A 14,833-nucleotide genomic window follows, 5' to 3' on the forward strand; every position below is an offset into this window, starting at 1 on the left:
TACCTTTTTCATTTACAATCCTCTAGTGAATTCGCTGGTAATCATATCCACCACTTTGGTCAAATCTTGTGTAGCTTCAAAAACTGCTAACTGTTTGTCGGCACCAGTTCCTTCATTTAAAATAGTATTAACATAATTGATATGCTCTCGACTACCCAATTCATCAACTACATCATCAATAAATTCAAGTAACTCATGAATTAAGCATTTTGTATCCACTTCTTTTTGCAAACCAAAATCAATCATATTGCCTTCTATGCCATAACGTGCAGCACGGAATTTATTCTCTTTTATCAAAGCGATTCTATAGATATTAAAACTGGTGTTCGCCATAGTAAGTTTATACAATTTAGCCACAATAGCCTGAATCACTGCTACAATGCACATGGCTTCATCAACCGTTAAACTCATATCCGTAATACGAAACTCAATGGTGTCATAAAACGGATGCAAACGTAAATCCCACCAAATTTTTTTCGGATTGTCGATACATTTGGTTTTTACCAAAGTCTCTAAATAGTTGTCATACGACTGAACACTATCAAAATATTCCGGCAAACCAGTACGTGGGAATTTATCAAAAACTTTGGTTCTAAAGGATTTGTACCCTGTATTCCTTCCTTCCCAAAACGGAGAATTAGTGGATAACGCAAAAATATGAGGCAAGAAATAGCAAGCTTGATTCATTAATTGTAACCCAATTTCGCGGTTCTCAATACCCACATGACAATGCATTCCGAAAATCAAATTAGAACGTGCAGCATCTTGCAATTCGTTTACAATATGATGGTACCTTGGGTCGTCTGTAATGGGTTGGTCTTGCCATCTTGAAAACGGATGGGTTCCAGCGCCTCCTACAACCAATCCTTGTTTGTCTGCCAGTTCCACAATTTTGCTACGCAGAAAACGAATTTCTTGTTTAGCTTCGCCTACATTTTTACAAATATTGGTTCCAACTTCTACCACAGACTGGTGCATTTCGGCTTTAACCTGTTCATTTAAAATGATTTTGGCGCCATCTACAATTTTGGATAAATGCGAACGCAAATCCCGAGTTTGTGGATCAATGATTTGATATTCTTCTTCTACACCAAGTGTAAATATGGGTAATTTTTTAGTCATCACTCTTTGTATTACTTAGCAAACACCATTTTATTTTTGGGCTGCTGATTCTTTAATAAAGGTTCCCCAAGTTAAATTGGTTTGTCCTGGTTTTTGTTTTTTGGCTGCAGCGATTGCCATTTTAGCAGAAGTCTCTACCACCCATTCAAAATTCTCAGCACCTACCGAAGTCAATTCAGCATCAGGAGCAGGGTTTCCAAAGTCGATAGCATAAGGAATTCCATCACGAACGGCAAACTCAACGGTATTGAAATCATAGCCTAACCCTTTGCAAAGACGTAAGGTGTAGTCTTTGATGGTAGCCATCAGTTTTTTATCTGTATTTGGATTTTCAACTACATATCTAAGATGATGCGGGTTTCTTGGTTCGTAGGGCATGATGCGGACATCTTTGCAACCCAAACAATATACTCGGTAGTAATCCTCAAATACAATTTCTTCTTGTAAAAGCATAACTAATTGGCCTGTTTCCTGATGCTTTTGCCAAAACTCTTCCTTGTTTTCTAATCGGTATACATTTTTCCAACCACCACCAGCATAGGGTTTCATGTATGCTGGAAACCCGATGTAATCAAAAATTCCATCCCAATCCATAGGATATTTTAAGTTTCTAAACGATTTAGAAGTAGTATCAGTAGGATGTTCTGCAGAAGGAAGAATCACTGTATTGGGTAACGGTACACCTAAAGTATCGGCCAAACAGTTATTGAAAAATTTATCATCAGCACTCCACCAAAATGGGTTATTGATTACATTAGTTCCTGTTAAGGCTGCATTTTTTAGAAATGCCCTATAAAAAGGGACATCTTGAGAAATCCTATCAATAATTACGGCATATTCGCCACCTTTATTTTGCACTACTTTATCAATGGAAACGGCTTCAGCAATAATTCCTTTCTCGCCTTTTGAGTTTACTCTATCGATAAATGCCTGTGGGTAGGTATCTTCCATACCAAATAATATTCCAATCTTTTTCATGTTTACTATGTTTATCTGATTCTGTTATTGTCTAATACTTATTTAGTTTAATGTTTTACTAATTTAATTCACAGTTCTAGTAACTTAATTGAGAGTTCTGGTAATTTAATTCACAGTTCTAATAACTTAATTGAGAGTTCTAGTAATTTAATTCACAGTTCTAGTAATTTAATTCATAGTTCTAGTAATTTAATTGAGAGTTCTAGTAACTTAATTCACAGTTCTAGTAATTTAATTCATAGTTCTAGTAATTTAATTGTGAGAACTAGTTTCTTTATATAGTGTTCTTTTTAAAAAAACTTAATCCGAGATAAATAATGCGGAAACATTTCACGCCATACAGGCCAATCATGTTCACGATCTTGTCGGATATCCAACCAATGTGGAATATCTCGTTGTGCTAAAATTTTGCTTAGTTTTAAATTGGCATCTAAACAAATATCCCAGTTAGAAGTTCCTAAAATAATATCCATATTCCATAATTCACCATCGTTTAATCCGTGAAGATAATCTTCAGGGGAATTGTAAAATACATCATCATCCCAATGGCCATCCATAAAACTCTTTATAGAAAAGGCTCCGCTCATGGAAAACATATGACTTACATATCCGGGATGTTTGAAAGCAAAATTGGCCGCATGATAGCCCCCAAAGCTGCATCCAGCAACAGCAACTTTACCAGCACCGGTATTGTTTTTTACACGTTCAACAATTTCGTGACAAATCATTTTATCATACCAAGCATGATTTTGAATGCGATGAACGGGATGAATATGACGATTGTAAAAACTGTCTTTATCGATGCTGTTGGGACAAAATATTTGTATTAAGCCTTGATCAATATACCAACTGGCACTTTCTATCAAACCTTGGTCTTTATTTTCATGAAAACTTCCCATAGAAGTAGGGAAGAGGATGACTGGATAACCAGCATGTCCAAAAACCAACATCTCAATTTCACGACTCAAATTCGGTGAATACCATTTAAAATATTCTTCTCTCATAAATTGTTATTAGTTAAACAATTATAATGAAAAATTCGTTGTAAAATTGATAAAAATAAAGAAATAGAGAACTATTGCGATATACTTTTTAAAGATATTTAGTTTTTGAATTTTCTTTAATAAATACCCTGAAATCAAAAGATGATTTTAATATTTATCAGTTTTAAAATCACTTTTCGATAAGTTGCACTTGGCTTTTTAAACGTTCTATGAGCATATTCATCATTCGTTTATTTAAGTTGGATGAGATTTGAATATATTCAGCGTATTCCTCTAAAGTAAAAAAGGCGATAATCATTCCTTTTAAAGAGTTTCGAAACTTGATATCACGTTGGATAACATTTTCTATGTATGCCATTTTTTTATCAGGAGATAGCTCAAAAAAGGCACCTTTTTGTTTTATGGCATAATTAATAAAGACTTGGATGAATAAATCATTTTGCAATTTCAAAATAGGACGGAGGGTTTTATTTTGAAATAGTTCTTCGGATGAAGACTGAATATTGATTACTCCTAATGCTTCACCTCTTAATTCAAGAACATTGTTATCTCTGGCTTCCATGATTTTTATTTTAAAGTTAAAAAAAAACCTCTGTACAAATACAGAGGTTTTTTATAGTTATTAATAATTAATTGTTAATTATTATTTGACTTTAAATAGTGTTTTACGAACTAGACGTCTTGCCCAATCAGATTTTTTATCTACTGAATTATCTTCTCCGTTTGATAAGATATTCAATCTAGACTCACTTATACCAGCTTTAACTAAGATAGTTTTAACCGCTTGAGCTCTATCGCTTGCCAATTTGTTGTTGTATTCGTTACTTCCAATTTCATCAGCGAAACCTGTGATATCAACAGTTTTGTCAGGGTTGTTTTTCAAGTAATTAAGAATGAAACCTATATTACTAGCTGATGCAGGATTTGGTTGTGATTTAGCTGGGTCAAAATAAGCAGCTATATAACCATCATTGATAAGAGTTAACACAGCATTTTCTGTTGCAGCAGCAGTTGTAGTGTTATTATTAGTTGCAATAGTATTAGCAACATATTTCTCTAACTCATCTGGTACACCATTGTTGTTTTTGTCAACCATTCTACCTTTAGTATCCACAGCAACACCAGCAATAGAATTTTGTTCAACATCTAAATAATCTGGCACACCATCTTTATCGCTATCATTCATCAAGTCTTCTATTTCTCCAATTTTGTTATTTAGAGAATCTAAACGCTTATCGTTTTTATCTTTAATAATAGCCCAGTCTCCATGAATTTTACCTTTTCCAAGTGCTAATGACACCCCAAAAGTAGATCTAAATAAACTTCCTGTTAAGTTATTTTTTGGGTCAGAAAATGATTGTCCATCCCAGTTAAAATGTTGTCTAACATTTGAATTAACAGTAAAATCAAGAAATATACTTACGTTTTTAAATATTCTAAATTGTGGTGAGATACCTCCAACAACTCCGCCATTCCATTCATGAACGTTTGCATAAGGTCCGATTTTAGGTTGCATGCGTGAAATTTGAAAACCAAAATGGAATAATAATCCAAATCTTTTAGCTTGTTTTTGAATATCAAATATTCGAATCAAATTGGTTACACCTTCACCTGAGAATTGGATGTGTTCCATTTGAAATGCTGGACTTCCAGAGTCACCTTGTTTTTGAAGATTATCAAAATTAAAATTGGCTTTAACACCGAATTTTGGGCTGAACATATATCTAGCACCAAATCCAACATGATTTATGTCAATTCCACCAAAAAACTTACCAGGATTATTAGCATAATAACCATCAGTATAAGGCTTTGATCCTTTAGCTTGACCGAAATCAGCTTCTACTGACCATCTATTGAATGTTTCTCCAACTAGCTCTTTGTCAGGCTCTGCAGCAATAAGTTCTAAATCTCCTTTTTTATTTTTCTTGTTTTTGTTAGGACCTTGGGCACTAGTAGATAAAGAGAAGCAAAAAATTGTTGCCAATAATAGTAGATAATTCTTCATATATTTTGATTTGTTATTATTATAATAAAATGTTAAATCGCTACAAATATAAATGTTTCCTATTAATAATCAACTTTTTTATATTTAATTGAATGCAATGTAAAACTTATTCTACATAATCACTTTTTCCTGATGGCATTTCATAGATTTCCAAGTCAAAATAAGAAATAGAAGCGAACACATGATCGAAAATATCTGCCATAATATATTCGTAGTTTTCAAATCGTTTATCGTTTGAAAAAGTGTAGATTTCTAAAGGAATCCCTTGTGGCGTGGGCTGTAATTGACGACAAAGTAAAATCATATCTTTATTTAAACCGGGATATTGACTTAAATACTGTGTAATGTATTTTCGGAATAATCCAAAATTAGTCATGTTTCTTCCATTGATTAAAATTGATTTATCAACTTGGTGTGTTGTATTGTATTTCTCAATTTCTGTCTGACGAAGGTCTATGTAACTACTAACTAATTGTATTTTTTTTAATTTTAATAGTTCATTATCATCTAAAAAACGAATGCTGCTAGCTTTGATTAAAACATGTCTTTTGATTCGACGTCCGTCAGAATTTAACATTCCTCGCCAGTTTCTAAAAGAATCAGAAATCATACTGTAGGTTGGAATTGTTGTGGTGGTATTATCAAAGTTTCTAACTTTTACTGTTGCCAAATTAATTTCAATCACATCACCATCAGCACCAAATTTGTCAAAAGTAATCCAGTCACCAATACGAACCATATCATTCAACGACACTTGAACACTCGCCACAAACCCTAAAATAGTATCTCTGAATATTAAGATAATGATTGCTGAAATGGCTCCAAAGGTTCCCAACATAGTGTTGGTATCAATATCAAATATCTTGGAGATGATGAAAATAAAAGCAAAAATCCACAACACAATCATAATTACCTGAATGTAACTATCAATTGGCTTATCACTGAATGATGGATTCTGTTTTAAATGATCTCTAATAGCATGCAGAATGGTTTTAAATATCCATAAGCTTAGTAAAACAATATAAATGCCAACTAATTTACCAAAAACGGATTCCCAATAGACAAAGTTTTCCAAAATAATAGGAACACATTTGTAAATAAACAGTAGCGGAATTAGATGCGCAATATATTTAGCGGTCTTATTAGAAACTAATAAATCATCGAATTTAGTTTTAGTTCTTCTTGCGATAACAATCATAGTTCTAACCAATAAAAATCGGAATATCAAATAAATGATATAGGATAAAATAGCTAAAACAACTATGTTGATGGCCAAACTTAGATAAGCAGCAAGCGTCTCTCCAAAATCCCATTTTTTGAATAGTAGATAGCACCAACCAAATATTTTTTCGACGAGTTTATGCATTTTTTACATATTTTTTTTCAACATAAAAAGTAGCAAATGGCAATAGGGAAGCTACTTGTACAACAAATAAATCTTTTAAATCCCAATTCTGATTATTTTTAATTCGAAATGCCATAATCACGTAACTGATGAATAGCAGACCATGAGCCATTCCGATTGGAAACAACAATGATTTATATAATTCAAAATGATTGGGTTTGATTACTAACATGTTAAAAAATAGCACTAAATAGGATATGCCTTCTGAAATGGCTATGAACTTAAAAACTTTGGTCATTGTATGTTTATTTGCGACAAAATTAAATAATAACATTCATAAAGTCCGCTAAAAAGCCGTTACTTTTGCTTTTATAATCTAAACGATGAGCAAGCGCGACTTAAAAAAGTATCTCAATGAACTAAACAAAACTCAATTGGAAGAGCAACTTGTTGAGATGTATGATAAATTTAAAGATGTAAAGGTCTATTATGATTTTGTTTTTAATCCAAATGAAAATAAACTAGTACAGGAAGCCAAGTTTAAAATTTCCAATGAATATTTCCCTATTAAAGGGAAAAAAGCTAAAATGCGTCGTTCAGTGGCACAGAAATATATAAAACATTTTATTTCGTTAGGTGTTGATGTTTTTATGATTGCAGATATCATGTTGTATACCATTGAAATTGCTCAAGCCTATTCTTCAGAAAAAGTCATTAAACAAGAATTGTTTTTTAAAAGTATGCTCACTTCTTTTCAACAAGCTGTAAGCTTTTTAATTGAAAATGGTATTTTGGATGAATTTAAAAGTAGAGTAGAAGCTCTAAAGGAAGAAGCTATTCAACAAAATTGGGTTAATCAATATGAATTCAGTGCAATAGTTGAGCGTTTCGAATATTAAATTATTGTAAATAAATTATTTAATTTTGGAGATAACTCTTTTTTAGGTGTACTTTTGCAAAATTGTACAAATCGCTATGTCTCAAAAAGATATTATTACCGAAATTGAAGAGAAAAAGGAACTTTACGGTTACCAAAAAGGCGATATTGACAAAATTTTTGATCGTTTAGATAACGCTCCAAGTGATCATCATTTGCTTTATCAACTCCCAACAGGTGGAGGAAAAACAGTTATTTTTTCTGAAATTGTTAGACGTTATTTGTCTCAACACAATAAAAAAGTAGTCGTTTTAACTCATAGAATTGAACTTTGTAAGCAAACTTCAAAAATGCTTAAAGGATTCGACGTCAAAAACAAAATCATCAATAGTAACATCAAAGAATTGCCAGATCAAGATGAATATTCTTGTTTCGTAGCTATGGTTGAAACGTTGAAAAACCGATTGAATGATGAGAAGTTAATGATTGATAATGTGGGTTTGGTTATTATCGATGAAGCACATTACAATTCATTTAGAAAACTATTTAGTCAATTTAAAAAGTCTTTTATTTTAGGAGTTACCGCTACACCATTGAGTTCTAATATCAAGTTACCGATGCATAACAATTATGATGAATTAATTGTTGGTGATACTATTCAATCATTGATTGATAAAGGGTTTTTAGCAAAAGCAACAACTTATAGTTATGATGTTGGATTAACTTCATTAAAAGTTGGTATTAATGGTGATTACACAGTTAAATCTTCTGATGATTTGTATATGAATATGGTAATGCAAGAAAAATTACTGCATGCTTACACCGAAAAATCATTAGGAAAGAAAACATTGATTTTCAATAATGGAATTCATACTTCATTGTATGTATATGAGACTTTTAGAGAAGCTGGATTTCCAATTAAGCATCTTGACAATACTACATCTGCTGAAGATAGAAAAGATATTTTGCATTGGTTCAAGAAAACACCAGATGCTATTTTAACTTCTGTTGGTATATTGACAACAGGTTTTGATGAACCAACGGTTGAAAGTATTATATTGAATCGGGCTACCAAATCATTAACATTATATTTTCAAATGATTGGACGTGGTTCTAGAAAATTGCCTAATAAAGATAATTTTACGGTTATTGATTTAGGAAATAATGCATTACGATTTGGATTGTGGAATGACCCAGTAGATTGGCAACATATCTTTAAATCACCTGAATATTATTTGGAAAGTTTAAGAGATGATGTTGAAATCGAAAATAATTTCAAATATGTAATGCCTGATGATGTTAGAAAAATGTTTTCCAAAACGACTAACATAACTATTGATATTGAAGGAGAATTTAAAAGAATAACTGCTTTGAATAAACGTTCTAAAGAAGTTCTCGAGATATCAATACAGCAACATGCTTTAATGTGTGTTGAGAATACAAAAGAACTTACCCAAGCAAGAATGTTATCTAAACTTTTAAATGATGATATTGAAAGTCGGATTAAGCGATATGTGAATTGTTTAGGAAAAACTAGTAAAAATTATCGAGAATGGTTGATTGAGGATTATAAAACTAAATTAACATTAGCTATTGGTAAATTATTTAGAGAAATTAATTTTTAAATTTTATTATTTAGATAAAGGAGTTTATTTTGCTTATAATTAATATTTTATAATCAATAATATTACTTTATATTATTTAATATTTTTAAATCATAATTTATATTATGTAAAATAGTTTATTTCAAAAACGAACACCTCTATGCATAATATTTAGTTTTAAAATCTTTTTAACAATAGTCTTTTACTTCTCTAAACCTTTGTTATTTTTGTAACTCATACAATAAATTTTAAATGAGTAATTCTGTTGCTGAAAATATTGCCAATTTTTTAAAAGAATACGCACCATTTAGTTATTTGACTCACGTTGAACTTTTACAAGTTGCCACAAGTATTGGCGTTGTAAATTTAGACAAACATAAAACGTTGTTTCAAATAAATGATAAACTGCATGATAGTTTTTATGTGGTGGCTTCTGGTGTAATAAATCTTTCCGTTATTGCTGATGCTGAAGAAACATTATTAAATAAATGCTATCCTGGTGATGTCTTTGGTTTACGACCTTTTTTTGCTAAAAACAACTATATGATGACGGCTAAGGCCCGTGAAGACAGTATTGTATATGCCATTCCTATCAACTCATTTAAGCCTTTTGTGGCTCAGAATCAGCAAGTTTTAGACTTTTTGTTAGAAAGCTTTGCTACAAATACTAGAAATCCTTTTGATAAAGAAAACCGCGGTCGACTTTTAACAGATAATGTTTATGGGGAAAATCAGCAAAATGAAATACAATATTTTCAGTCATTAGCATATAATAAAACCCCTTTAAAAGTAGCCATTACTTCTATTGTTAAAGATGTGGCTCAATTGATGACAGAAAATTTAATGGATAATGCCGTTATTACTGAGCAAAACTATCCAATCGGAATTATTACGGATACTGACTTTAGATCAAAAATTGCCAATGGAAGATTTCCACTTATTAGTACTATTGATAAAGTAATGTCTTCTCCGGTGATTACTGTTCCTGAGAATGTTTCTGTGGCTGAGGCTCAACTTTTATTGTTAAAACACAATGTTAGTCACTTGTGTGTAACTGTTGATGGTTCCGATAAATCAGAGGTTAAAGGAATTATTTCAGAGCATGATTTAATTGTAGCTCAAGCTAATAACCCTGGAGTTTTAATTAAAGAGATTAAACGATCTCTATCTCCTAAGGAACTTAAATTAGTTCGTGAAAAATTAACGGAATTGATACAAACTTCGATTGCTAAGAATATTCCGTTACCTCATATTTATAATATTTCTGGAGAAATCATTACAGCTATTATAAAACGTTCCATTGAATTGGCTATTCTTGATTTAGGCTCACCTCCAGCCCGATTTGCTTGGTTTAGTATTGGAAGTCAAGGAAGGAAAGAACAGTTTTTATTGACCGATCAAGATAGTATTTTAGTTTTTGAAGATGTAGCGGCTGAAAATTATAGAGATGTTAAAGATTACTTTTTAAAATTGGCCAAAAGAGCTACTTCTATTTTAGAAAAAGTGGGCTATCAATTTTGTCCTAATGGGCATATGGCTAGTAATATGCTTTGGTGTAAATCCTTATCCGATTGGATTAAACAGTATAATAACTGGATGAAAACCCCTGGTGAAAAATCTAATGATATTAGCAGTATCTTTTTTGATTATGAAATTGTATTTGGGGAAAGTAAAATTGAAGATGCTCTGAATGACTTAATATTCAAGAATAGTAGAAACAATGCCCTATTCTTTGATTACCTTGGGAATGATGCCTTAAGGAAAAATCCTCCTCTTAACTTTTTCAAAAAATTCAATTTGGAAGAAGAAGGCGAAAACAAAGGAAAGTTTGATATCAAAAATAGAGCTATTATGCCTTTAGTTGATGCTGCTCGTTTATTTGCTATTAGTTTGAATTTAAAAGGAATTAATAATACCTATTTGCGATTTAAGCAATTGGCTATTGCTGACCCTAAATTTTCTGAAATCTATTTGAATTGTGCCGATGCCTTTTTAATCTTATCTAAGTTTAGAACTTTGGAAGGACTTAAAAATGATACTTCTGGTGATTATATTAATGTGGAGGAAATGTCTAAGGTAGATAAAGAAAGACTTAAGAATGCCTTGTCTCCAATGAAAGAATTGGAAGAATTAATAAAAGATAAATTTCAATTAACCCAATTCTCATAAATTATGCTTGATTGGATTAAAAATATAAACAAGGAATACCCCGATTTTTGGAAATTATATCTAGCAAAATTTGAAACCAAACCTAACAGATATGTCATTTTAAGCACAGAAACGACTGGTTTGAATCCAAGAAAGGATGTTATTTTATCTTTTGGAGCTCTAGCTGTTGTTAATGATATTATTCGTATTGGAGATAATTTTGAAGTGGTCATTTTGCAATACAAATACCTTCATGACAATGGGTTGTCTAATGAATTTTTAATCGAAAGTAAATTATCAAAATTAGCTGAGCCACAAGCTATTCAAGCTCTTGTTGAATATATTGGCAATGCTGTTTTAGTGGGTCACCGAATTCATTTTGATATTGAAATGATTAATAGTGTATTGGAAAAAATGGAATGTGGTAAACTAAAGAATGAGGCTTTGGATGTGGAGATTATGCATCAAAAGTTGATGGATATTACGAAATCTTTTTCATTGGATGATTTAGTGAAGCATTATAAAATTCCGCAAAGTGAACGAAATTCTGCTTCGGATGATGCTTATTCTATAGCTTTGTTATTTTTAAAATTGAAAACCAGATTAGGATTTAAATAAAAAAAACCCACTTTAGTTAGTGGGTTTTCCGATCTGTCAAAATCAAACAAAACAATAATCAAACTATTTTTCTTTTGTACAGTATGTCATTATTTTTTCTTAATGAACATGTTTGTGTAATATTTTTTCCCTGTTGCAGGATCTATCGAAACTGAAATCCCAAAATGGGTATAATCACCTTCTAAATTGGCTTTGTGAGCTGGACTATTCATCCAGGCGCTGAATGCACTTTCAGCATTTTGGTAATTGTAGGCGATGTTCTCACCTACTTTTGTAGCTCCTAATACAGCAATAAGATTGTCTGATCTTTGTTGGAAATAATCGTGGTTTACCACTTTATTATCAATCATGTAAATATTGTGCTCTTCTGATTTGTAAGAGATATGATTGATTACTTCTAGAGCATTCAATCCAATACTTTGACGGTGATTGTTGATAAGCGTGATTAGTTTTAATTCGGTGTCATTATAGTTGTAAGTAGTTACAACTTTATTGGCAGTTGAATTATCTTCTGAAGAGTTAGAAGAACAAGAAACCATAGTGAACACGATTGCTAACGGCAACAATGCTCTAAACATTTTTGCTTTCATAGTAGTAGGTTAAGTTTTTAATAAAGTAGATGTGGGGCAAACACTTTATTTAGTTAATATTGACAGAATATATTATTTAAAGCTAGTAGATGTGGGGCAAACACTTTATTTAAATAGTATTGTAAGAACGTGTTGTTTGATTTGGTTAGACAATACTACTACTTTTACCGTTAAAGTAGCAAATAAAATCGATGAAATACACTATATTGTGTTCATTATAAGAATATTTCCTACTTTATTGCATTTCATCGATGATAAATTCTTCCTTCTTTTTGTGAACTTCTGATAGTAAAATGAGATAATAAAATATATTTGTAATCTAAAATAAATGCACGTGACAACAACCCTCACTAATTCAAAATTATCGGCTACGATTCGGCATAAAGGGGCTGAATTGGTTTCATTGCAACGTATGGGAACCCAAACAGAATATATCTGGGAGGGAAATCCGGATTATTGGGGGAAGCACTCCCCTATTTTGTTTCCTATTGTGGGAACTTTGAAGGATAGTACTTTTACTTATAAGAATAAGGCCTATACCCTATCGCGTCATGGTTTTGCTAGAGACCGAGTATTTGAATTGGTTTCCCAAAGTGAACATGAAGTGGTTTTTTCTTTAGTTTCGGATTCGGAGAGTTTGAGTGTTTATCCTTTTTCGTTTGAATTGCAGGTTGTTTATACTCTTCAGGAATCGAAGTTGCATATTGGTTATAGAGTATTTAATAAAGGTTCAGAGGTTATGTATTATGCTATTGGAGGCCATCCGGCATTGGCTTTGCCTCATGCATTTGAAGATTACAGTTTGTTATTTGAACCTAATGAAAGTTTGATTAGTTATACTTTAGACCACGATTTGTTATCTGATAAAATAAAAACTATTGCCTTATATGATAGTAAACTCCCCCTTTCCTACTCACTTTTTGAGCAAGATGCTTTGATTTTTAAGTCGATGGTGTCTAAACGAATACAGTTGCTTGAGAAAGGACAGCCAATTTTAAACTTTAGTTTTGAGGGGTTTCCTAATTTTGGGATATGGACTAAATTGGGTGCACCTTTTATTTGTTTGGAGCCTTGGGTAGGTTATTCGGATGTTTTGAATGCTTCGGGGCGGATTGAAGATAAGGAAGGGATTCAGTTATTAGCTGTTGATTCTTCTGCAGGGTATCAATTTAGTATTGAAATTTTATAATTTTATGCTGTTTGATGTAATTATATAAATTCAATATTTAAAAAATTAAACACATAGTTAGATAGAAAAAAGATTGTTATAGACCAATTCTTGGTATCACATAGTTATATTTTGCTATGACAAAGTAAAACGCCTTGGTAAAGTTTGTAAAAAACTATGTTTGTATGTGTTTAATATAAAAATAATTAAATTGTATCCATTTAGGTAAATTAACTAAAAAACATTGTTATGCTAACTATCAACTTCCATCCTTTTCAGAATATAGAAACCGAGAGACTGTTGTTGCGTCGACTTGATGAGAACGATGCAGATGAAGTCTTGGCGCTTAGAGGGAATCCTGAGATTATGAAATACATTCCGAGACCTTTGGCAGTAACTCGAGAAGATGCTTTGGCCCATATTGCGATGATTGAGGAGAAGATTGAGGGTAACATTGGCATTAATTGGGGTATTACTATCAAAGGGGAGCCTAAGATTATTGGTATTATTGGGCATTACCGAATTCAGCCGGAGAATCATCGTGCGGAGATTGGGTATATGTCGCTTCCAGAGTTTAATGGTAAAGGGTATATTACTGAAGCGATTAAAGCGGTGGTAGCTTATGGATTTGAGCAAATGCAATTGCATTCGATTGAGGCGGTTATTGATCCTGATAATATTGCTTCGGAACGGGTTTTACAGAAGAATGGTTTTGTGAAGGAAGCTCACATCTTGGAGAATGAGTTGTGGGATGGCAAATATTGGGACACCGTGATTTATTCTTTGCTAAAAAGGAATTGGAGGCCCTAAGCTTCTCGATACAATTCCGTCCTAAATGACGAAATCACTCGAAGTGACGTTTTATTAGTACTATTTGTTGAGCTTTGGCAAGGTTTTAATGTAAAGCTCTTCAACTTTCTTTCTGGCCCAGTCGGTTTTTCTTAGGAACGTTAGGCTTGATTTGATGCTTGGGTCGTTGGTAAAGCATTTAATCTTGATTAGTTCAGCGAGGGTGTCAAAACCGTAATAGTCTACTAGAATTTCCAGTATTTTTTGGAGGGTCATGCCGTGAAGAGGGTCTTTTGACGGGTTGTTTTGCATGGGGTAAAATTAGGAAAATTAACTACAACTCCCTTGCTCTAATCATTTTTAAAGAAAGCTTTTATAAAACTACACTTTTGGGCAATTGCAATTATAAGGTAAGTATATTAACAAGATAAGCCATTGTATTAATAAGGTAAGCGGTTGTATTAACAAGATAAGCAATTGTATTAATAAGGTAAGCAGTTGTATTAACAAGATAAGCTATTGTATTAATAAGGCAAGCAGTTGCATTAACAAGATAAGCTATTGTATTAACAAGGCAAGCAGTTG

The 14,833-nt window shown here is 32.1% G+C and carries 15 protein-coding genes; 6 read left to right on the forward strand and 9 right to left on the reverse strand.

Going from position 1 to position 14,833, the window contains the following annotated elements; all coding sequences use genetic code 11:
• Positions 1-12: 12 nt before the first annotated feature.
• From OLM53_RS02335 to OLM53_RS02365, 7 genes are all read right to left on the reverse strand, one after another.
• Entirely contained in the window at positions 13-1,122 is a 1,110-nt protein-coding gene (locus OLM53_RS02335; RefSeq protein WP_264521453.1) for a carboxylate-amine ligase, read from the reverse strand.
• 30 nt (positions 1,123-1,152) lie between these two features.
• Entirely contained in the window at positions 1,153-2,100 is a 948-nt protein-coding gene (locus OLM53_RS02340) for an ATP-grasp domain-containing protein (RefSeq protein WP_264521454.1), read from the reverse strand.
• A gap of 290 nt (positions 2,101-2,390) precedes the next feature.
• Positions 2,391-3,104, reverse strand: coding sequence for an esterase family protein (locus tag OLM53_RS02345; protein ID WP_264521455.1), 714 nt, complete (start codon positions 3,102-3,104; stop codon positions 2,391-2,393).
• Between the two features lie 169 nt (positions 3,105-3,273).
• Positions 3,274-3,666, reverse strand: a complete 393-nt coding sequence (locus tag OLM53_RS02350; RefSeq protein ID WP_264521456.1) for a glyoxalase — start codon at positions 3,664-3,666, stop codon at positions 3,274-3,276.
• Positions 3,667-3,747: 81 nt separating this feature from the next.
• Positions 3,748-5,109: an OmpA family protein gene (locus OLM53_RS02355; protein ID WP_264521457.1), complete on the reverse strand. Its 1,362-nt coding sequence runs from the start codon at positions 5,107-5,109 to the stop codon at positions 3,748-3,750.
• Positions 5,110-5,215: 106 nt separating this feature from the next.
• Positions 5,216-6,475 (reverse strand): mechanosensitive ion channel family protein, encoded by a 1,260-nt coding sequence (locus OLM53_RS02360; protein WP_264521458.1) that lies wholly within the window; start codon positions 6,473-6,475, stop codon positions 5,216-5,218.
• The gene (locus OLM53_RS02365; RefSeq protein WP_264521459.1) at positions 6,468-6,752 is read right to left on the reverse strand and encodes a DUF3817 domain-containing protein; all 285 of its coding nucleotides are present in this window, start codon (positions 6,750-6,752) and stop codon (positions 6,468-6,470) included. The genes OLM53_RS02360 and OLM53_RS02365 overlap by 8 nt, the downstream gene beginning before the upstream one ends.
• 85 nt (positions 6,753-6,837) lie before the next feature.
• On the opposite strand from OLM53_RS02365, the gene OLM53_RS02370 reads away from it, so the two are divergent.
• The 4 genes from OLM53_RS02370 to OLM53_RS02385 all read left to right on the forward strand — a co-directional run bounded on the left by OLM53_RS02370 (position 6,838) and on the right by OLM53_RS02385 (position 11,701).
• A complete protein-coding gene (locus OLM53_RS02370; protein ID WP_264521460.1) occupies positions 6,838-7,353 on the forward strand; it encodes a DUF6155 family protein in 516 nt (171 codons plus the stop codon).
• 76 nt (positions 7,354-7,429) lie between these two features.
• The gene (locus tag OLM53_RS02375) at positions 7,430-8,956 is read left to right on the forward strand and encodes a DEAD/DEAH box helicase (RefSeq protein ID WP_264521461.1); all 1,527 of its coding nucleotides are present in this window, start codon (positions 7,430-7,432) and stop codon (positions 8,954-8,956) included.
• Positions 8,957-9,187: 231 nt separating this feature from the next.
• Positions 9,188-11,104 carry a DUF294 nucleotidyltransferase-like domain-containing protein gene (locus tag OLM53_RS02380; RefSeq protein WP_264521462.1) on the forward strand — a complete coding sequence of 639 codons (1,917 nt, stop codon included), beginning with the start codon at positions 9,188-9,190 and terminating at the stop codon, positions 11,102-11,104.
• A gap of 3 nt (positions 11,105-11,107) precedes the next feature.
• The gene (locus OLM53_RS02385) at positions 11,108-11,701 is read left to right on the forward strand and encodes a PolC-type DNA polymerase III (protein WP_264521463.1); all 594 of its coding nucleotides are present in this window, start codon (positions 11,108-11,110) and stop codon (positions 11,699-11,701) included.
• Between the two features lie 89 nt (positions 11,702-11,790).
• On the opposite strand, the gene OLM53_RS02390 is transcribed toward OLM53_RS02385, so the two are convergent.
• Positions 11,791-12,291 carry a CAP domain-containing protein gene (locus OLM53_RS02390; RefSeq protein WP_264521464.1) on the reverse strand — a complete coding sequence of 167 codons (501 nt, stop codon included), beginning with the start codon at positions 12,289-12,291 and terminating at the stop codon, positions 11,791-11,793.
• Between the two features lie 328 nt (positions 12,292-12,619).
• Between OLM53_RS02390 and OLM53_RS02395 the strand changes: the two genes are divergently transcribed.
• Together OLM53_RS02395 and OLM53_RS02400 are read left to right on the forward strand one after the other, a co-directional pair.
• Positions 12,620-13,480, forward strand: coding sequence for an aldose 1-epimerase family protein (locus OLM53_RS02395; RefSeq protein WP_319799856.1), 861 nt, complete (start codon positions 12,620-12,622; stop codon positions 13,478-13,480).
• Between the two features lie 228 nt (positions 13,481-13,708).
• Positions 13,709-14,269, forward strand: a complete 561-nt coding sequence (locus OLM53_RS02400) for a GNAT family N-acetyltransferase (protein WP_264521466.1) — start codon at positions 13,709-13,711, stop codon at positions 14,267-14,269.
• Positions 14,270-14,329: 60 nt separating this feature from the next.
• On the opposite strand, the gene OLM53_RS02405 is transcribed toward OLM53_RS02400, so the two are convergent.
• The gene (locus tag OLM53_RS02405) at positions 14,330-14,560 is read right to left on the reverse strand and encodes a VF530 family protein (RefSeq protein ID WP_264521467.1); all 231 of its coding nucleotides are present in this window, start codon (positions 14,558-14,560) and stop codon (positions 14,330-14,332) included.
• Positions 14,561-14,833 lie beyond the last annotated feature (273 nt).

It is taken from the genome of Flavobacterium sp. N1994 (assembly GCF_025947145.1).
Lineage (GTDB): Bacteria > Bacteroidota > Bacteroidia > Flavobacteriales > Flavobacteriaceae > Flavobacterium.